The organism is Faecalibacterium sp. I3-3-89 (assembly GCF_023347275.1).
GTDB lineage: Bacteria > Bacillota > Clostridia > Oscillospirales > Ruminococcaceae > Faecalibacterium > Faecalibacterium butyricigenerans.
In genome coordinates, this window is the sequence record NZ_CP094468.1 from 2,425,304 (window position 1) to 2,443,317 (window position 18,014).

At 60.6% G+C, this 18,014-nt stretch carries 21 protein-coding genes; 5 read left to right on the top strand and 16 right to left on the bottom strand.

Annotation, left to right across the window (positions count from 1 at the left end; translation table 11 throughout):
* Positions 1–3 precede the first annotated feature (3 nt).
* The 16 genes from rpmC to MTP38_RS11865 form a co-directional block, all read right to left on the bottom strand.
* Positions 4–189, bottom strand: coding sequence for a 50S ribosomal protein L29 (rpmC, locus tag MTP38_RS11790; protein WP_158402011.1), 186 nt, complete (start codon positions 187–189; stop codon positions 4–6).
* Positions 179–619: a 50S ribosomal protein L16 gene (gene rplP / locus MTP38_RS11795; protein ID WP_005938020.1), complete on the bottom strand. Its 441-nt coding sequence runs from the start codon at positions 617–619 to the stop codon at positions 179–181. Before rplP ends, rpmC begins: the two co-directional genes overlap by 11 nt.
* A complete protein-coding gene (gene rpsC, locus MTP38_RS11800; RefSeq protein WP_005938023.1) occupies positions 619–1,323 on the bottom strand; it encodes a 30S ribosomal protein S3 in 705 nt (234 codons plus the stop codon). Before rpsC ends, rplP begins: the two co-directional genes overlap by 1 nt.
* Before the next feature lie 12 nt (positions 1,324–1,335).
* The gene (rplV, locus tag MTP38_RS11805; protein WP_005921882.1) at positions 1,336–1,671 is read right to left on the bottom strand and encodes a 50S ribosomal protein L22; all 336 of its coding nucleotides are present in this window, start codon (positions 1,669–1,671) and stop codon (positions 1,336–1,338) included.
* Between the two features lie 18 nt (positions 1,672–1,689).
* Positions 1,690–1,956 carry a 30S ribosomal protein S19 gene (rpsS, locus tag MTP38_RS11810; RefSeq protein WP_005934915.1) on the bottom strand — a complete coding sequence of 89 codons (267 nt, stop codon included), beginning with the start codon at positions 1,954–1,956 and terminating at the stop codon, positions 1,690–1,692.
* 17 nt (positions 1,957–1,973) lie between these two features.
* Positions 1,974–2,804: a 50S ribosomal protein L2 gene (gene rplB, locus MTP38_RS11815; RefSeq protein ID WP_227621517.1), complete on the bottom strand. Its 831-nt coding sequence runs from the start codon at positions 2,802–2,804 to the stop codon at positions 1,974–1,976.
* Positions 2,805–2,881: 77 nt separating this feature from the next.
* Positions 2,882–3,178 carry a 50S ribosomal protein L23 gene (gene rplW / locus MTP38_RS11820; RefSeq protein ID WP_015564637.1) on the bottom strand — a complete coding sequence of 99 codons (297 nt, stop codon included), beginning with the start codon at positions 3,176–3,178 and terminating at the stop codon, positions 2,882–2,884.
* Positions 3,178–3,801: a 50S ribosomal protein L4 gene (gene rplD, locus MTP38_RS11825; protein ID WP_227621518.1), complete on the bottom strand. Its 624-nt coding sequence runs from the start codon at positions 3,799–3,801 to the stop codon at positions 3,178–3,180. Before rplD ends, rplW begins: the two co-directional genes overlap by 1 nt.
* A 14-nt stretch (positions 3,802–3,815) precedes the next feature.
* Positions 3,816–4,448 carry a 50S ribosomal protein L3 gene (gene rplC / locus MTP38_RS11830; RefSeq protein WP_055190682.1) on the bottom strand — a complete coding sequence of 211 codons (633 nt, stop codon included), beginning with the start codon at positions 4,446–4,448 and terminating at the stop codon, positions 3,816–3,818.
* Between the two features lie 97 nt (positions 4,449–4,545).
* Positions 4,546–4,857 carry a 30S ribosomal protein S10 gene (rpsJ, locus tag MTP38_RS11835; protein WP_005934923.1) on the bottom strand — a complete coding sequence of 104 codons (312 nt, stop codon included), beginning with the start codon at positions 4,855–4,857 and terminating at the stop codon, positions 4,546–4,548.
* A gap of 616 nt (positions 4,858–5,473) precedes the next feature.
* Complete coding sequence (locus MTP38_RS11840; RefSeq protein WP_249233662.1) at positions 5,474–7,237, bottom strand: Rqc2 family fibronectin-binding protein; 1,764 nt, start codon at positions 7,235–7,237, stop codon at positions 5,474–5,476.
* An 18-nt stretch (positions 7,238–7,255) separates the two neighbouring features.
* A complete protein-coding gene (locus tag MTP38_RS11845) occupies positions 7,256–8,032 on the bottom strand; it encodes a Nif3-like dinuclear metal center hexameric protein (RefSeq protein ID WP_249233663.1) in 777 nt (258 codons plus the stop codon).
* Between the two features lie 13 nt (positions 8,033–8,045).
* Complete coding sequence (locus tag MTP38_RS11850; RefSeq protein WP_249233664.1) at positions 8,046–8,744, bottom strand: class I SAM-dependent methyltransferase; 699 nt, start codon at positions 8,742–8,744, stop codon at positions 8,046–8,048.
* Entirely contained in the window at positions 8,745–8,999 is a 255-nt protein-coding gene (locus MTP38_RS11855) for a DUF1858 domain-containing protein (RefSeq protein WP_227621522.1), read from the bottom strand.
* Positions 9,000–9,858: 859 nt separating this feature from the next.
* Positions 9,859–10,146, bottom strand: coding sequence for a zinc-ribbon domain containing protein (locus MTP38_RS11860; protein WP_227621649.1), 288 nt, complete (start codon positions 10,144–10,146; stop codon positions 9,859–9,861).
* Between the two features lie 307 nt (positions 10,147–10,453).
* On the bottom strand, positions 10,454–11,650 hold the full coding sequence (locus tag MTP38_RS11865) for an acetate/propionate family kinase (RefSeq protein ID WP_249233665.1): 1,197 nt from the start codon (positions 11,648–11,650) through the stop codon (positions 10,454–10,456).
* Positions 11,651–11,876: 226 nt separating this feature from the next.
* On the opposite strand from MTP38_RS11865, the gene MTP38_RS11870 reads away from it, so the two are divergent.
* The 5 genes from MTP38_RS11870 (at position 11,877) to MTP38_RS11890 (ending at position 18,000) form a co-directional block, all read left to right on the top strand.
* Positions 11,877–13,076 (top strand): nucleotidyltransferase family protein, encoded by a 1,200-nt coding sequence (locus MTP38_RS11870; protein WP_249233666.1) that lies wholly within the window; start codon positions 11,877–11,879, stop codon positions 13,074–13,076.
* Between the two features lie 123 nt (positions 13,077–13,199).
* Positions 13,200–14,516 (top strand): NAD(P)-dependent oxidoreductase, encoded by a 1,317-nt coding sequence (locus MTP38_RS11875; RefSeq protein WP_249233667.1) that lies wholly within the window; start codon positions 13,200–13,202, stop codon positions 14,514–14,516.
* A 255-nt stretch (positions 14,517–14,771) separates the two neighbouring features.
* On the top strand, positions 14,772–16,322 hold the full coding sequence (locus tag MTP38_RS11880) for a DUF1538 domain-containing protein (RefSeq protein WP_249233668.1): 1,551 nt from the start codon (positions 14,772–14,774) through the stop codon (positions 16,320–16,322).
* A 12-nt stretch (positions 16,323–16,334) separates the two neighbouring features.
* Entirely contained in the window at positions 16,335–17,009 is a 675-nt protein-coding gene (locus MTP38_RS11885) for a P-II family nitrogen regulator (protein WP_249233669.1), read from the top strand.
* A gap of 118 nt (positions 17,010–17,127) precedes the next feature.
* Complete coding sequence (locus tag MTP38_RS11890; RefSeq protein ID WP_249233670.1) at positions 17,128–18,000, top strand: YitT family protein; 873 nt, start codon at positions 17,128–17,130, stop codon at positions 17,998–18,000.
* Positions 18,001–18,014 lie beyond the last annotated feature (14 nt).

Consider the following 18,014-nt stretch of genomic DNA (forward strand, 5'->3'; position numbering starts at 1 on the left):
TCCTTACTGCTTCTCAGCCAGAATGGTCATCACGCGAGCGATGTCCTTCTTGACTGCTTCGATGCGGCCGGGGTTCTCCAGCTGGTTGATGGCATGCTGGAAGCGCAGGTTAAACAGCTCAGCCTTCAGGTCTGCCAGCTTGCTGGTCAGCTCTGCGGTCTGCATTTCGCGGAGTTCATTAGCCTTCATTGGTGCCATCCTCCTTCACGGAGTCCTCACGGACAACAAATTTGCACTTGATGGGCAGCTTGTGCATTGCCAGACGCAGAGCCTCACGAGCAGTTGCCTCATCGACATCTGCCAGCTCGAACAGCACGCGGCCGGGCTTGACAACAGCGACCCAGTACTCGGGAGAGCCTTTACCGGAACCCATGCGGGTCTCAGCGGGCTTCTCAGTAACGGGCTTATCGGGGAAGATCTTGATCCAGACCTTGCCGCCACGCTTGATGTAACGAGTCATGGCGACACGAGCAGCCTCGATCTGAGTGGAGGAGATCCATGCCGGCTCCAGAGCAACAAGGCCGTACTGGCCCTGGCACACCACATTGCCGCGGGTAGCCTTGCCGGTCATGCGGCCGCGCTGGACGCGGCGGTACTTAACACGCTTAGGCAGTAACATTACTTGTTGCCTCCTTCCTTCTTCTGAGCGGTCTTAGCGCTCTTGAGGACCTCGCCCTTGTAGACCCAGACCTTGACGCCGATGCGGCCGTAGGTGGTAGCAGCCTCAGCGAAGCCGTAGTCGATGTCGGCACGCAGGGTCTGCAGGGGGATGGTGCCCTCGTGGTAGCTCTCAGTGCGGGCGATGTCGGCGCCGCCCAGACGGCCGGAGCACATTGCCTTGATGCCCTTTGCAGGGACAGTTGCACGATCGCGGGGGCTCATAGCGTTACGCATGCACTGCTTCATAGCACGGCGGAAGGTAACGCGGTTCTCCAGCTGACGAGCGATGTCCTCGGCAACCAGCTGAGCGTTGGTAGCAGCGCTCTTGACCTCGATGACGTTGACGATGACGGTCTTGCCATACTCCTTGGTCAGCTTGTTCTGCAGAGCAACGCGCTCTTCGCCGCCCTTACCGATCACCATACCGGGCTTTGCGCAGTAGATGTTGACGGTAACGCGGGGAGCGGAAGTGGAAGGATCCACAGTGCGCTCGATCTCGATCTTGGGGACGCCAGCGTCCTTCAGCTGAGCCTTCAGCTCAGTGCGGATCTTGTGATCCTCGACGAGGTTATCGCTGAAATCCTTCTTGGAGGCAAACCAGCGGCTGTCCCAGTCTTTAATAACGCCGACACGAATGCCGTGCGGATTTACTTTCTGGCCCATTGTTTTCCCTCCTTACTCTTTCTCTTTCAGAACAACGGTCATGTGGCTGGTGCGCTTCAGGATGCGGTAGCCGCGGCCCTGTGCACGAGGCATCATGCGCTTCAGCGTCGGGCCGGGGCAGACATAGCACTCGGCGACGTAGAGGTTGTTCTTGTCCATATTGAAGTTGTTTTCCGCATTTGCGGCTGCAGACTTCACCAGCTTCAGAAGGGGCTCACAAGCGGCCTTCGGGGTGTACTGCAGGATTGCCAGCGCTTCGTCCAGGGGCTTGTTACGGATCAGATCCATAACGATGGACACCTTACGAGGACTAATGCGGGCATAACGAAGAATTGCCCGAGCTTCCATGTTGTGTTCCTCCTTCTCTTACTTCGAATTACCGGTGTGGCCCTTAAAGGTGCGGGTGGGAACGAACTCACCCAGCTTGTGGCCAACCATGTCCTCGGTCACGTACACAGGCACATGCTTGCGGCCGTCGTGGACGGCAAAGGTGTGACCAACGAATTCGGGGAAGATCGTGGAGGCGCGGCTCCAGGTCTTGATGACCTGCTTCTTGCCGGAAGCGTTCATTGCTTCAACGTGCTTCAGAAGAGCAGCCTGGACGAAAGGTCCTTTTTTAATGCTTCTACCCATTGTCTTAAACTCCTCTCTTACTTACCTGCACGCTTCACGATGAGCTTATCGGAGCGCTTATGATGCTTGCGAGTCTTGAGACCCAGAGCAGGCTTGCCCCAGGGAGTCATAGGACCGGAGTGGCCAACAGGTGCACGGCCCTCGCCACCGCCGTGGGGGTGGTCGCAGGGGTTCATGACGGTACCACGGCTGCCGGGACGGACGCCCATGTGGCGCTTACGGCCAGCCTTGCCGAGGTTGACGTTCTCGTGGTCGATGTTGGAGACCTGACCGACGACTGCGGTGCAGTTGACGGGCACGTTGCGCATCTCACCAGAGGGCAGACGGACCAGAGCGTAGCCGTTCTCCTTAGCCATCAGCTGAGCCATGTTGCCAGCGGAACGGACCAGCTGAGCGCCGCGGCCGGGGTACAGCTCGATGTTGTGGATGATGGTACCGACGGGGATGTTCTCGAAGGGCAGGCAGTTGCCGGGCTTGATGTCGGCGCCCTTGCCGCTGACGACAACATCGCCGACCTTCAGGCCGTCGGGAGCGATGATGTAGCTCTTGACACCGTCAGTGTACTCGACCAGAGCGATGAATGCGCTGCGGTTCGGATCGTACTCCAGAGTCTTGACGGTAGCGGGCATATCGGTCTTCTGACGCTTGAAGTCGATGACACGATACTTGGTGCGGTTGCCGCCGCCCTGATGGCGGACGGTGATACGACCGGTGTTGTTGCGGCCGCTGTGCTTCTTCATAGGCTCCAGCAGGCTGCGCTCGGGAGCGACCTTGGACAGGACGCTGTAATCCGTGACGGTCATGCCGCGGCGGCCCGGAGTAGTGGGGCCATACTTTTTGATAGCCATTGTGCTATTCTCCTTTGTTTATCTTATGAATTATTATCGGGGTCATATCCCCATAGAGGAACCCTCGGTGGGTTCGATCAGACCATGCTGTTGAAGAACTCGATCTCCTTGGAGTCCTTGGTCAGGGTCACGATCGCCTTCTTGGAGGCGGCAGTGTAACCAGCATGCATACCCTGACGGCGGAAACGGCCGCGGACAGAGATGGTGTTGACCTTGGAGACCTTGACGCCGGGGAACAGGACCTCGACAGCCTGAGCGATCTCGACCTTGGTAGCATCGGTAGCGACCTTGAAGGTGTACTTCTTGTCGGCGATACCGGCCATGGAGTTCTCGGTAATGACCGGCTTCAGGATAATATCATGTGCGGTTTTCATTAGCCAAGCACCTCCTCGAGCTTCTTCGCTGCGTCGACGCTGATGATCAGCTTGTCGGCGTTCAGCACATCGTAGGTGTTCACGCTGCCAGCGAAGGTGGTCTTGACGCCAGCGATGTTGCCAGCGCTCTTGACGAACTTTGCATCGACAGTCTCATTGACCAGCAGGTTCTTCTTGCCAGCGCCGACGGCGTTCAGCATGGAGACGACAGCCTTGGTCTTGTACTCGTCGCAGGCGAACTTATCAACAACGACCATGTTGCCATTGGCAGCCTTGTCGGACAGGACGCTCAGCAGAGCCAGACGCTTGACCTTGTTGTTGATGTGGTAGTTGTAGCTGCGGGGCTTGGGGCCCAGAGCGACGCCGCCGTGAGTCCACTGCGGTGCACGGATGGAACCCTGACGAGCGTGGCCGGTGCCCTTCTGACGCCAGGGCTTCTTGCCGCCGCCGGAGACTTCCATGCGGATCTTGGTGTTCTGGGTGCCCTGACGCTGGTTGGCCAGGAAGTTCACCACAGCAATGTGGACTGCCTTCTCGTTCGGGGTGATACCGAACACGGCGTCGGAAAGCTCGATCTCGCTAACATGCTGACCGTTCATATCGACTACGTTAAACTTTGCCATTGTAGCTTTCCTCCTTACGCCTTCACGCTGTTGGCCAGAGTGACGATGGTGCCCTTGGAGCCGGGAACCGCACCCTTGACAGCGATCAGATTGTTCTCGGTGTCAACCTTGACAACGGTCAGGTTCTGCACGGTGACGCGCACAAAGCCCATGTGGCCGGGCAGGCGCTTGCCGGGGAACACGCGAGACGGGGTAGAAGTGGAGCCGTTGGAACCGGCGTGGCGTGCCACCGGGCCGGTGCCGTGGCTCTCACGCAGACGGTGCTGGCCGTAGCGCTTGATAACGCCCTGGTAGCCCTTGCCCTTGGAGACGCCCACGACGTCAACCTTGTCGCCAGCTGCGAAGACATCAGCCTTCAGCACATCGCCGACGTTCATTGCGGAGACATCCTCCAGACGGAACTCGCGCAGGGTCTTCTTGGGGGCAACATTTGCCTTCTTGAAGTGGCCTGCAGCTGCCTTGTTGACCTTCTTGGCGGAAACCTCGCCGAAGCCCAGCTGGACAGCCTGATAACCATCGCTCTCGACGGTCTTCTTCTGCACGACGGTGCAGGGACCAGCCTCGATGACGGTCACGGGAATGACCTTGCCATTCTCATCGAACAGCTGGGTCATACCGACTTTCTTGCCGATAATGCCTTTAACCATTTTCTTTTCCTCCTGTAAAGGTTATTGGTTGGCAGCGCACGTCACTGCCAACATGACCCCTCGGGAAACGAGGGCATCGAATTTGATCGAGTGTCTTTTACAGCTTGATCTCGATGTCCACGCCAGCGGGGAGCTGGAGGCTCATCAGAGCCTCGACCGTCTTGTTGGACGGCTTCAGAATGTCGATCAGACGCTTATGAGTGCGGCTCTCGAACTGCTCGCGGCTATCCTTGTACTTGTGGGTAGCGCGCAGAACGGTGACGATCTCACGATCGGTGGGCAGGGGGATGGGGCCGGACACGCGGGCACCAGTGTGCTTTGCGGTCTCCACGATCTTCTCTGCTGCGGCATCGATCAGCTGAGCATCATAGCTCTGCAGACGGATTCTGATTTTCTCTTTGACTGCCATTGCTTACGCCTCCTGAAAAATTGTTTTGCCCTAGGCGAGCCGATAAATTGCTCTACACAGTTCCGGGTGTTCCTCGATTTGGCACTAGAAAAACCGGTGAACCGCTTGGCAGTTCTCCCGGAGATATATTAGCAAATCAAATCCGAACATTGGTTCCTCCCGTTTCGCAGGTCGCCCTGCCGAGGGAACGTATTCCATCGCTGTCAGTAATTCTTTCGCCCGGTTCTAAGATCGGACATACTCCGCGGAAATAACCCATCTCAGCTATCGCCGGATGACAACCTCCCGCATCTACGCATATCGCTGGCCTGCACGACTTGTATCGCACAAGCCCTTTGCAGCCGAGAGATATTCTATCACATCTTCGTGCATTTGGCAAGTGTTTTTTCGAAAAAACGCAGATTTTATTTTTTTTATTTCCTCTGTTTTCTCTTCCAGCTGATTTTCTGTGCAGAATGCACAATGCCATGGCAGCTTTTTCTGTGGAAAACCCCGCTGACTCTTAGGATGCCCGCTCACCGGCCCTCTTATACCATCGTCCTTCCGTTTTTTATCCACTGCCTCTTGCAAAAAAGCCGCCGTGCAGATGCACAGCGGCCAGAGTCTCAAATCGGATCTACTTTTTCGCGTTGACCTTCAGCTCATCCAGCAGCTTTTCCCGCGGGGTAACGTACACGGTGGTGTAGACCTCGTAGAGCACCATGCCGGGCTTTGCGCCGTTGGCTTTCCAGATGTTCTTCACTTCGGTGGTGTCCACGGCCACCTTGGCGGCGGCACCGGCCTTGAAGGCGCTGGAATAGACCACGGCCAGCTCTGCGGCCTCCTGCTTGGTGGCGTCGGGGATGTCCTCGCCCCGGCTCATGACCACGACATGGCTGCCCGGGGCCTTCTGGACGTGGAACCAGAGGTCCTTGCCCCGGGCGGTGTGGAGGGTGAGCCTGTCGTTCTGGGCGTTGTTGCGGCCCACAAGGATCTCGAAGCCGTCGCTGGAGGTGAACCGGAGGAAGTCGGCGGGCTTCTGGCGCTTGTCGCGCTGCTTGTAGTATTTCAGATAGCCCTGACTCTTCAGCTCGGCGCGAATCTCATTCAGCGCCGCCTCGCCGGAGGCCGTCTCCACCTCGTAGAGCACCGTTTCCAGATAGGCGATTTCCTTCTCGCCCTCGGCCAGCAGGTCCACCAGCATCCGGGCAGCCGTCTGCTTCTTCTTATAGTTCTTGAAGAAGTTCTGGGCGTTCTGGCTGGGGCTGAAGCGGAGGTCCAGCGGGATAGTGACTTCCCGGCCCTCATCGTACCAGTTGGGCACCGTGATGCTCTTCATCCCCTTTTCAGCGAGGTAAAGGTTGGCCGACAGCAGCTCGCCGTAGAGGCGGAGCTTCTCGCTCTTGCCGCTGGCGGCAAGCTCTTCCTGCCGCGCGGCCTGCTTGCGGACGGCGCGCTCATACATATTATGGACGGCCTTGTGCAGCTCCTTGCTCTTGGTGCGCAGGCGCTCGGCGCGGTCCTTCTCGGCGTAGTAGCCCTCGAGCATGGCGTTGAAGGAGGGCCATTCCTTGATGAGATACTTGTCGCCGTACTGCTGAGGGCGGAAGAAGGTGTACTCCACCGGCTTTCCGTCCGGGGCGGTGACGCTGCACGGACAGCCGCCCTCGTCGTAGATCTCCTTCAGCTCGTCGATGGCTGCCATCAGCTGGTGCTTCTGGGCCTCGGTCAGCTCGTTGGCCAGCAGATGCTCCCCGTCGAAGGCACGCCATGCAGCTTCCCGGCAGACCACCGGGCCGACGCCTGCCACCGTCTTGTTCAGGGCGTCCGCCACCGGCAGGTCCCGCTCACAGGCCGCCGCCACGATGGACGCCGCACTGACCGCCAGAAAATCGGGCCGGGCAGGCTTGGGGGGCGTGGTATAGGCCAGACCGGGCAGGAGCTGACGGACATCGCTGTCCTCAAAATCCACCCTCTTAAGGGCGTCGATGATCTTTCCGTTCTGCACCAGCACCAGATTGGAGTAGCGGCCCATCAGCTCCGCGCAGAGGATGTTCCTCACAAGGTCGCCCATCTCGTTGGTGCACTGGAACTCGAAGTAGACGATGCGGTCGCCCGGCTCCATCCGGACGTCCAACAGACGTCCGCCGGTGAGATGCTTCCGCATCAGCATACAGAAGGAGGGCGGCGTTTCGGGGTTCTCGAAGCTCTCCTCGGTCAGGCAGACTCTTGCCGAGCCGCTCCGGGCCGACAGCAGCAGGCTGTAGGTATCGGTGCGGGTGCGCAGGGTGATGACCAGCTCATCGCGGGTCGGCTCAAACAGTTTTGCGATCTTGGCGTCGGCCAGCGTGGTCTTCAGTTCCGCCGCCGTCAGCGCCAGTGTCGCGGCATCCAATGCCATTTGTATTACCTCGTTTTATTATAAATAAGTATAAGGGTCGCGGGCGTCCTCGCTCACGAGGACCTCCAGCGCCGGGAAGGCTCTGCGCAGCTTTTCGGCCACCGCCGCCGTCACCGGAAATTCGGTGGCGTAGTGGCCCGCCGCGATGAGGGAAAGCCCCAGCCGCTTGGCGTCGATGGCGTGGTGGTGATTGGCCTCGCCGGTCAGCAGGCAGTCCGCCCCCTGTGCCAGCGCGTCCTCAAAGAGGCTGCCGCCCGCGCCGCTGATGACGGCCAGCCGCTGCACGGTCTTGCCGGTGTCGGCGAATTTCACCTGCACCGCAGGGCCGTCGAGGGGCTGGTTGCAGCGGGAGGCAAGCGCCTGCTGCGCCTTTTTCGCCAGCTCAGGCACCGTGATGGAGTCGATGCTGCCCACCCGGCCGCAACCCTCGGCGAAGGCCTCCATCTCCCGCATCCCGAAGAACCCGGCCAGCACCTCATTGACGCCGCCCTCGGCGGCATCCAGATTCGTGTGCATACAGATGGCCGAGATGCCGTTTTTCACCAGCTGAAAGGCCACGTCCTGCCCGCCCAGCTTCTTGAGGGGGGAGAAGATGACCGGGTGGTGGGACACGATGAGCTGACAGCCCTTCCGGGCCGCTTCCTCCACCACCTCGGGGGTGATGTCCAGCGTCACCAGGACCCGGGACGCTCCGCCGCCGCAGTCCACCAGCAGGCCGGGGTTGTCCCAGCTCTCCGCCAGCGCCAGCGGCGCGATGTGCTGCATCTCCTGATAAATCGAATCGATCGTTGTCATAGCTTTACCTGCCTTACCGATACGTTTCCTTTTCCTTCAAAGAAGCGGCCTGAGAGGGCAGAGACGCGACCAATGCGTCCATCTCCCTCGCCATCTCGCTGCCGTCCGGCACGCCGAGGCGGAGGCGGGGCAGCTTTGCTTTCTGCCATGCGGCGTAGCCCTCACCCTCCGGCCACTGGCCGGTGAGGCCGAACAGGCACTCTTGGAAGGTGGGCGTCCTCACCTCGCCGGTGTACTCCGCTGCCATGACGGCATACCAGCGGCCCGCCGCCTGCACCGGCCGGTCGGCTATGAGGGCAAAACCGTGCTCCCACAGCCAGCGGCGGAGGTCGCTGTGGCGGGTGGCCGGCACCATCACGAGGCGCGGCCCGCCCGGCGCAGACACCCACGGAGCTTTCTCGATGATTTCCCATGTCGTCTGGGCCGAGACGCCCGCCAGCACGATGGTGCCTGCCTCGCCCGGGGACAACACAGAAAGACCGTCGCCGAGCCTCAGCTCAGCGCGGTCTTTGCATCCGGCATATTCCAGCGTCTGTGCGGCCTTCGCCAGCGGGCCGGGGCGCAAATCGGCCCCGATGACCTTGGGGTACTTCCCCGAAGCAGCCAGCACCGCCGTCAGCTTGCCGTGGTCGCAGCCGATGTCGGCCACCGGCTGACCGGGGCGCACCAGCTCAGCGGCAGCGCTCAGACGCGCATCCAGTGTCGGCAACACTCAGGACTTCTTGGAGGCCAGATGAGCGTTCAGCTTCTCCAGCAGCTCGTCGCAGTCCACACCGTGGACCTCGCAGGCCTCCTCGATGCTCTCGCCGCGGGAGGCGGGGCAGCCGAGGCAGTGCATCCCGATCTCCATAAAGTAGGGAGCGGTGCTCTGGTCCATATCCAGAATGTCGCCGATGATGGTCTCACGAGTCACCTGCTTCACAGGGTGGTTCTCGTCCTTCTTGAGCATATTGAAAATATCAAACATGGTAGTATCCCTTTCTGTCTTTCACGATGCGCCTTGCAGCGCTCAGCTATAATATACCCCAATCATATCCTATTTTTCAAGTAGAAATTGAAAAGCTTCTTGTTTCTTCCGCAAAGAAGTGTGGTTTTTCGGGTGCTGGTGTTCTCTTTTAGCCCACAAAAGAGAACCCAAAACGCTTCACGCGCCTGTGCGCGGGTAAAGCACTTTTTCATTAAGGCTAATGTTCTCTTTTGCGTGCCAAAAGAGAACCAGAAATGGTTCTCGCGCTGGTAGCGCGGATTAAGTTTTTTCTTGCGGTCAAGTGGCTTGCGCTCCGCGCGGGCCAGAGGCAGGGAGGGGTGTTTCGACTCCCCCCTCCCTACCTCTGGACTCCACTCTCCCCGCAACGAGTTAAGGGCTTCTCGCCCTTAACAATTCCAATGTGGAAGTCGAAGCCCAAAAATGCTAGCCGCTGCGCTAAACGCATTTTTTTGTGCTTCTCCTATTTACGACTCCGCCGAAGATTTCACGTTTCTGCTGGACGTTACCGTCAGCAGAGAGGTAACACCAGCTGCGAAGCAGCAAATCGGAGAAACGAGAAAAAAGCGTTTAGCGCAGCGGCTAGCTTTTTTCCGTTTCGACAACTCCTTCGGGGTCTGAAAGGGGCGAGCAGCCCCTTTCTCGTGGATCCAGCGCGTCGAAATCGCTGGTGCTTTTCTGGTTCTCTTTTGGCACGCAAAAGAGAACTTAGCCTTACCGAAACAGCGTTTTACCCCGCGCAACAAGCGCGCAATAGCACTTTTCCTCCCCAGAGAAAGCAAAAGCCCCCACACTGCGCACAGTGCGGGGGCCGTTAAGCTTCAGATTATAGAATCAGCGCTTAGTTCTGCTTCATGCGAGCGAAGCAGTCAGAGCAGTAGACCGGGCGGTCCTCACGGGGCTGGAAGGGAACCTTGCAAGCCTTGCCGCAAGCTGCGCAGGTAGCGTCGAACATCTGACGCTCGCCGCCGTTGCTGCGTGCGCCGCCGTTCTTGCGGGCATCACGGCAGGGCTTGCAGCGCTGGGGCTGGTTCTCAAAGCCACGGGATGCGTAGAACTCCTGCTCACCAGCAGTCCAAACAAACTCCTTGCCGCAGTCCTTGCAAACTAAAGTCTTGTCTTCGAACATAGTAGTATCTCCTCTTTGTTTAGTTCTTGCCCACGGAAGGATTGTAACCATACCTTTGGTTTTTAGGGACCATAGCGCTGATCGTAAGCTTACCAGGGGCTTGAATGAGTAAACGTCCTCGGACTGAGGACTCTCCTATTGTACCGTTCTTTTTTTGATTTGTCAACCAAAAAACACACCCTCGTCCCCTTTTTTGTGCATTCAGCATAATAAGACGGATTTTACTCGTGCAAAACCGCAAAAAGGCCGCACCACCCCTTTGCGGGAGCGGTGCGGCCTTAGCGCACTGTAATATTACAGGCGGAAATTACTTCTCGATGACTTCCTTGGTGTCGCGGGCGATCATCAGCTCCTCGTCGGTGGCGATGACCAGAGTGCGGACCTTGGCGCCCCATGCGGTGATGTCGCAGACATCGCCCACGGGATGCTCGTTCTTTTCGGTATCGATGCGGATGCCCAGCCAATCCATGTGGTGGCAGACCTTTGCACGGGCGATCTCGTCGTGCTCGCCGATACCACCGGTGAAGACGATCGCGTCCACACCGCCCATAGCGGCGATGTAGCTGCCGACGATCTTCTTGATCTGGTAGTTCAGCATATCAGAAGCCAGCTGAGCGCGCTTGTTGCCGTGGAGAGCAGCCTCCTCGACGTCGCGCTTGTCACTGGAAACACCGGAGATACCCAGCAGGCCGGACTTCTTGTTCAGGATCTCGTCCAGCTCGTGGCCGGTGATGTTCAGGGTGTACTTCAGGTAGTTGACCACAGAGGGGTCGAGGTCGCCGCAGCGGGTGCCCATCATCAGGCCGGCCAGCGGGGTCATGCCCATGGAGGTATCCACGACCTTGCCCTGATCGACAGCGGCGATGGAAGAGCCGTTGCCCAGATGGCAGGTGATGAGCTTCAGACGCTCGATCGGCTCCTCCAGATACTCAGCAGCCTTGTGCGCGACGTACTTGTGGCTGGTGCCGTGGAAGCCGTAGCGGCGGACGCCGTACTTCTCATAGTACTCGTAGGGGATGGCGTACATATAAGCCTTCGGGGGCATGGTGCTGTGGAAAGCGGTGTCGAAGACAGCGACCATCGGGACGTTGCCGAACACCTTGCGGGCTGCCTCGATGCCGAGGATGCCTGCGGGGTTGTGCAGAGGAGCCAGAGGGCTGAGCTCGCGGATGGTGTTGACGACCTCGTCGGTGATCAGGCAGCTTGCCTTGAACTTCTCGCCGCCATGGACGACGCGGTGGCCGATGGCGCTGATCTCGCTGACATCGTCGATGCACTTGCCCTCGCCGGTGGTCATCTTCTTCACGACCTCAGCAAAAGCCTCGGTGTGGGTGGGGAAGATGGCGGGCGTGGTAGCCTTGTGGCCGTTGGCCTCATGGGTGATCATGCTGCTCTCCATGCCGATGCGCTCGCACAGGCCCTTGCACAGCACTTTCTCACCGTCCATATCGATGAGCTGATATTTCAGGGAAGAAGAGCCACAGTTGATAACCAGAATTTTCATCTTCTTGTTTCCTCCAGATATGTTTTTGTCCGCCCCCGAAAGAGCAGAATTTTACAGATTCCTAGAATTATTATATAATAGGGTCAGCCGGTTTTCAAGCCGCAATGGCGGCAAAGCCTGCTACAATGTCTCCGGGCTTTTTGTACATCCTGCCCAGAATCCCGTTCTTCAGGCCCGTTTCTCCATGCAGTATGACAGATATTTCACAAACTTTTGAGGTCACGCCATGAAATTTGCCGGTATCATCGCCGAATACGACCCCTTCCACAACGGCCACGCGTGGCAGCTGGCTCAGGCAAAGCTGCTGGGCGCAGAGCACATCGCCGTCGCCATGAGTTGCTCTCTTGTGCAGCGGGGCGCACTGCCCCTCCTGCCCGAGGCCGTCCGCACCCGGGCCGCGCTCACCTGCGGAGCCGACCTTGTGTTCGCCCTGCCTGCCCCCTGCGCCTGCGCGGGGGCGGAGGCCTTCGCCCGGGCGGGTGTAGCCCTGCTGTCCGCTGCCGGGTGCGATGGGCTGATTTTCGGGGCCGAGACCCCCGACGCTGCCCTCCTGATGGAAGCCGCCGCCCTTCTGGACAGCGACGCCTACCGCGCCGCCCTCAAAGCCCAGCTCTCTGGCGGGGCGAAAAGCTTCGCCGCCGCGCGGCAGGCCGCAGCGGCTCAGCTTGCTCCCGACGGACGGGTGGCCGCCCTCCTCGACAAGCCCAACAACAACCTCGCCGTCGAGTACTGCCGGGCCATCCGCTGTCTTGCGCCTCAGATGGAGGTCCATCCCCTGCCCCGGCAGGGCGCGGACCATGGCGAGGCCATCCACGCCGCCCACGGCTCCTTCGCCAGTGCCAGCGCCCTCCGCCACCTCTGGGCTGAGGAGGGAGCGGAGGCCATCGCACCCTATGTGCCCGAGGCGGTCTTCCCCCTCTACCGGGAGGCTCACGCCGCCGGGCAGTACACCGACTTTTCCGCCGCCGGGCGGTGCGAGCTGGCCCTTCTCCGGTCTGCCTGCCGGGGCGAGACGCCCTTCGGGCAGGTGCGCGGCATCTCCGAGGGGTTGGAGCACCGCTTGGAAGCCGCCGTCCGGGCCAGCACCACCTACGACGGCCTTCTGGACGCCCTCACCACCGTCCGCTATCCCCGGGCGCGGATGCGCCGCCTCGCTATGGACGCCGCGCTGGGCTACGCCGCCGACAGCTTCCCTTCTCTTCCGCCCTATCTCCACCTGCTGGGCGGGCGGAAGGACGCACTTCCTTTTTTAAAGGGCTGCTCCCTCCCCGTCTCCCACTCGCTGGCCCGCCTGCGGGAGTCCGGCGAGGCCTGCGCCCGGATGGCCGAAGCTCAGCTTGCCGCCGCCGATTTCGGCGCGCTCTGCCGTGTCTCGCCCGAGGCGATGGGCAGCTTACTTCGTCAAAAAAATATCTTTTTGACGTAATGACAGAAAATTTTCTGCAAAATTTGTCATTTCGGCACTTGTATGCCGAGGCGGTTTCGGTGTATTATAGTAAAGAAACTTGGATACAACACGCCGCCTGCACAACAGGCACAAGGAGGAACCATGGCACTTCACGTTCTGGACGAAGCCAACCGCTGCCTCGGCTGCAAAAAGCCGCTGTGCCAGCAGGGCTGCCCCATCCACACCAACATCCCCGAGGTCATCCGTCTGCTCAAGGACAATCATCTGGACGACGCCGGCAGGATGCTCTTCGAAAACAACCCCCTGACCACTGTGTGCAGCCTCGTGTGCAACCATGAGAACCAGTGCGAGGGCCACTGCGTCCGCAACCGGATGCCCAGCCACGACCCCGTCCACTTCTCCATCATCGAGGACTACATCTCCACCACCTACGCCAACAAGATGACCTCCGGCCCCGCCCCCAAGAACGGGATGAAGGCCGCTGTGGTCGGCTCGGGGCCTGCGGGCCTGACCGTCGCCGTCCTGCTGGCGCGCTGGGGCTATGACATCACCATCTTCGACGCCCGGGACAAGATCGGCGGCGTCATGCGGTACGGCATCCCCAACTACCGCCTGCCCGACAGCGTGCTGGACGATTTCCAGTACCGTCACCTCGAGCTGAAGGGCATCCATGTCCGCCCCAACACCGCCATCGGCAAGACCATCACCATTGACGACCTGTTCCGGGACGGCTACAAGAGCGTCTTCATCGGCGCGGGCCTCTGGAAGGCCAACGCCATGCACATCAAGGGCGAGACGCTGGGCAACGTGGCCTTCGGCATCGACTACCTCGCCAACTCCAAGGCCTTCCAGCTGGGCGATGACATCGCCGTCATCGGCGTGGGCAACTCCGCCATGGACTGTGCCCGCACCGCCATCCGCAACGGCGCACGCCACGTCACCTGCTACGCCCGCCGCGACGAGGAGTGCATCAGCGCCTCCGAGCATGAGGTGCGGTACGCAAAGCTCGAGGGCGTGGGCTTCCGCTTCTGCAAGGCCCCCGTCGAGATCCGGAAGAACGGCATCATCTGCCGCGACACCGTAAAGGGCGAGGACGGCAGATTCACGCAGGTGGAGGGCAGCGAGACCTTCTACCCCCATACCGGCGTGATCGTCTCGGTCAGTCAGGGTTCCGAAAGCACCCTCGTCAAGACCACCACCGGCATCGAGACCAACCAGCGCGGTCTGCTCACCGTCAACGAAGATGGCAGCACCACCCGTGAGGGCGTGTTCGCCGGCGGTGACGCCGTCATGGGCGCGCGCACCGTCGTCGAAGCCGTAGCCATCGCCAAGAAGGTGGCCGAGTCGATGGACGCTTACATGAAGTCCCTGCCCGCCGACACCGCCCCCGACCCCTACGCCGACATCCCGGTGTTCTCCACCCCGACTTCCGACGTTCTGACGAAGCAGGGCATCTAACATTGTATATTGAAAAGGCTGTTTGTCATAAACCTCTCCGTCCCGCTTCGCTCAGCAAGGCCGGGCTTCGGCACGCCGCAGGCGTAACGGAGAGATTGCCTGTCAAGCAGCCTTTTCTTTTTGTAACATTTATATGTCTTTGCCAATCTTAGCCGTTCTCCCGTTGACGAACTTTTGTCTGTTTTTGTATACTTATAAAGGATACATTTCTCATTTTGAACGCCCGGCGGCCCTGCTGCCGGGTGAGAAAGGCTGGTGGACACCATTATCAGATCATCCCTCCCCAAGCTCCGGGAAAAGCTGCTGGAGGCGCTTCAGGCCGTTCTGCCCATCGCGGCCATCGTGCTGATCCTCTGTTTCAGCATTGCCCCCGTTTCCCCGAGCATCCTGCTCTGCTTTCTGCTGGGTGCGGCCATGATCGTCGTCGGCATCATGTTCTTCACGCTGGGCGCGGAGATGAGCATGACGCCGATGGGCGAACGGGTCGGCGCCATGCTCACCCGCAGCCAGAACATCTTCCTCATCATCGGGGCAGGCTTCCTGCTGGGCTTCCTCATCACCATCTCGGAGCCGGACCTGCAGGTGCTTGCAAACCAAGTGCCCTCCATCCCCAACATGACCCTCATCCTCTCGGTGGCCGTGGGCGTGGGCCTCTTCCTCGTCATGGCCTTCCTGCGTATGCTGCTGAGCATCCCGCTCCCCCGGCTGCTGGTGATCTTCTATGCAGCCATCTTCCTTCTGGCCGCCTTCGTGCCGAAGGAGTTCCTCGCCGTAGCCTTTGACTCCGGCGGCGTCACCACGGGTCCCATGACCGTTCCCTTCATCATGGCTCTGGGCGTCGGTGTCTCGGCCATCCGTTCTGACCGCCACGCAGCGGACGACAGCTTCGGCCTTGTGGCCCTCTGCTCCGTCGGCCCCATCCTCGCCGTCCTCATTCTCGGCATCGTCTTCAACGCCAGCGAGAGCAGCTACATCCCGCCCGTCATCCCCGAAGTGGGCGACTCGGTGGAGCTGTGGCAGCTGTTCGGCGAGGGACTGCCCACCTATCTGCACGAGATCGCCCTCTCCCTGCTGCCCATCATCGTGATGTTCGGCATCTTCCAGCTGGTGGCGCTCCGCATCGACCGGCGGACGCTGGGCCGCATCGGGGTGGGCCTCGTCTACACTTACATCGGCCTCGTGCTCTTCCTCACCGGCGCGAACATCGGTTTCATGCCCGCCGGCAACTACCTCGGTCAGGTGCTGGGCGGCCAGAGCAGCCGCTGGCTCCTCATCCCCATCGGGATGCTCATCGGCTACTTCATCGTCCGGGCCGAGCCTGCGGTCTATGTCCTCAACAAGCAGGTGGAGGAAGTCACCGACGGAGCCATCTCCGCCGGGACCATGGGCGCGGCCCTCTCGGCAGGCGTCTCCCTCTCGGTGGGCCTTGCGATGGTGCGGGTGCTGACCGGCATCTCCATCCTCTGGTTCCTCATCCCGGGCTACCTCTTCGCCATCAGCATCTCTTTTGTGGTGCCGAAGCTCTACACTGCCATCGCCTTCGACGCCGGCGGCGTGGCCTCCGGCCCCATGACGGCCACCTTCCTGCTGCCGCTGGCGCAGGGGGCCTGCATCGCCGTGGGCGGCAACATCGTCACCGACGCGTTCGGCGTGGTGGCCATGGTCGCCATGACCCCCCTCATCACCGTCCAGCTCATGGGCCTTGTGGCCCAGCTCAAGACCCGCAAGGCCCGCAGCGCCCAGCCCCTGCTGGACACTGCCGCCCTGCTGGCTGACCTGCCGGACGACGCCATCATCGAGCTGTAAGGAGGTCTTGCCGTGAATACGCTCTACTGGCTGGTCACCATCACCGACCGCCCCACGACAGACGCCTTTTTAAAGCTTTATCAGAGCTTTGGCGTCAATGTCAGCCTGCGCACCGTGGGCGCAGGCACCGCCATTCAGGAGACGCTTTCCACCCTCGGGCTGGAAAAGAGCGAAAAGGCCGTCCTTTTTGCCGTCATTACGGCGGACAGCTGGCCCCGCATCCAGAAAGCCCTGCGCCGTCAGATGCGCATCGATGTGCCGGGCACCGGCATCGCATTCATCGTCCCGGTGAGCAGCATCGGCGGCAAGCGCGCCCTGCTGTTCCTTACCGAGCACCAGACCCTTGAGCTGAAGGAGGAAAGCACCTTGAAAGATACCCGTTACGACCTGCTTCTCGTCATCGCCAATCAGGGCTACACCGGCTCCATCATGGACGCAGCCCGCGCCGCAGGGGCCGGCGGCGGCACCGTCATCCACGCCAAGGGCACCGGCATGGAGGGTGCAGCCAAGTTCATGGGCATCGACCTCGTGAACGAGAAGGAGCTGGTGCTCATCGTCGCCCGCACCAGCGAAAAGAACCAGATCATGAAGTCCATCATGGACGGGGCAGACAAGAAGGCCGGTGCCATCGTCTTCTCCCTGCCCGTCACCGACACCGCCGGTCTGCGTCTGCTGGACGAAGACTGAGCCGATGGGGCTTTCATCTGTCGGATGAACAAAAATCCACGCCGCGGCAGGCCGCCGGGCGTGGATTTTTTTGCCGGTTTCCGGTATGATAGAAGGGATGATACGGGAGGTAAATGATATGATTCAGAATACGCACTGGAAACAGCTGGCCCGGAACTGGGCCTCCATCCTCTTAGGCAATGCGCTCTACTCGCTGGCGGTGGCCCTCTTCCTCGAGCCTTCGGGCCTCATCACCGGCGGTGCCACCGGCATCGCGCTGGCCATCGGGCGGCTGACGGGGCTGCCCGTCTCGGGGCTGCTGCTCTTCATCAACCTTGCTATGCTGGTCTGGGGCTGGGCGGTCCTTGGCCGGGCCTTTGCCCTCAACACGCTGGCCAGCAGCGTCCTCAGCCCGGCCTTTCTCGGCCTCTTTGAAGGGCTGCTGGCAGGCCGGGTGCTGACGGAGGACATCTTCCTCTGCACCGTTTTTTCGGGCCTCGGCATCGGTGTGGCGCTGGGCCTTGTCATCCGCTCCGGCGCATCCACCGGCGGCCTTGACATCCCACCGCTGGTGCTCAACAAGTGGTTCAAGCTGCCGGTGTCGGCCACCATGCTGACCTTCGACATCGCGGTGCTGCTGATGCAGGCCGTGTTCAGCCCGGTGCAGCAGGTGCTCTACGGCGTCGTGATGGTGCTCATCCACACCATCGTCATGGACAAGATGCTGATGCTGGGTGCCAGCCGCACCGAAGTGAAGATCGTCAGCAGCCAGTCCGACGCCATTTGTGCGGCCATCCTCGCCCAGCTGGACCGCGGCGTGACCATCCTCCACGGCGAGGGCGGCTACACCCGCGAACCCAGCGCGGTGCTGCTGAGCATCGTGTCCAACCGGGAACTGCCCCGGCTGGAAAAGCTGGCCCACAGCATCGACCCCACCTGCTTCCTCATCGTGAGCCATGTCACCGAGGTCAGCGGCCGGGGCTTCTCGCTGGATAAGGATTATTTGTCATAAGAGAAACCTCTCAG

Bases quoted from the DNA above. Each gene is read 5' to 3' on its own strand.
- rpmC (WP_158402011.1), bottom strand. From the start codon at position 189: ATGAAGGCTAATGAACTCCGCGAAATGCAGACCGCAGAGCTGACCAGC.
- rplP (WP_005938020.1), bottom strand. From the start codon at position 619: ATGTTACTGCCTAAGCGTGTTAAGTACCGCCGCGTCCAGCGCGGCCGC.
- rpsC (WP_005938023.1), bottom strand. From the start codon at position 1,323: ATGGGCCAGAAAGTAAATCCGCACGGCATTCGTGTCGGCGTTATTAAA.
- rplV (WP_005921882.1), bottom strand. From the start codon at position 1,671: ATGGAAGCTCGGGCAATTCTTCGTTATGCCCGCATTAGTCCTCGTAAG.
- rpsS (WP_005934915.1), bottom strand. From the start codon at position 1,956: ATGGGTAGAAGCATTAAAAAAGGACCTTTCGTCCAGGCTGCTCTTCTG.
- rplB (WP_227621517.1), bottom strand. From the start codon at position 2,804: ATGGCTATCAAAAAGTATGGCCCCACTACTCCGGGCCGCCGCGGCATG.
- rplW (WP_015564637.1), bottom strand. From the start codon at position 3,178: ATGAAAACCGCACATGATATTATCCTGAAGCCGGTCATTACCGAGAAC.
- rplD (WP_227621518.1), bottom strand. From the start codon at position 3,801: ATGGCAAAGTTTAACGTAGTCGATATGAACGGTCAGCATGTTAGCGAG.
- rplC (WP_055190682.1), bottom strand. From the start codon at position 4,448: ATGGTTAAAGGCATTATCGGCAAGAAAGTCGGTATGACCCAGCTGTTC.
- rpsJ (WP_005934923.1), bottom strand. From the start codon at position 4,857: ATGGCAGTCAAAGAGAAAATCAGAATCCGTCTGCAGAGCTATGATGCT.
- MTP38_RS11840 (WP_249233662.1), bottom strand. From the start codon at position 7,237: ATGGCATTGGATGCCGCGACACTGGCGCTGACGGCGGCGGAACTGAAG.
- MTP38_RS11845 (WP_249233663.1), bottom strand. From the start codon at position 8,032: ATGACAACGATCGATTCGATTTATCAGGAGATGCAGCACATCGCGCCG.
- MTP38_RS11855 (WP_227621522.1), bottom strand. From the start codon at position 8,999: ATGTTTGATATTTTCAATATGCTCAAGAAGGACGAGAACCACCCTGTG.
- MTP38_RS11860 (WP_227621649.1), bottom strand. From the start codon at position 10,146: ATGTTCGAAGACAAGACTTTAGTTTGCAAGGACTGCGGCAAGGAGTTT.
- MTP38_RS11865 (WP_249233665.1), bottom strand. From the start codon at position 11,650: ATGAAAATTCTGGTTATCAACTGTGGCTCTTCTTCCCTGAAATATCAG.
- MTP38_RS11870 (WP_249233666.1), top strand. From the start codon at position 11,877: ATGAAATTTGCCGGTATCATCGCCGAATACGACCCCTTCCACAACGGC.
- MTP38_RS11875 (WP_249233667.1), top strand. From the start codon at position 13,200: ATGGCACTTCACGTTCTGGACGAAGCCAACCGCTGCCTCGGCTGCAAA.
- MTP38_RS11890 (WP_249233670.1), top strand. From the start codon at position 17,128: ATGATTCAGAATACGCACTGGAAACAGCTGGCCCGGAACTGGGCCTCC.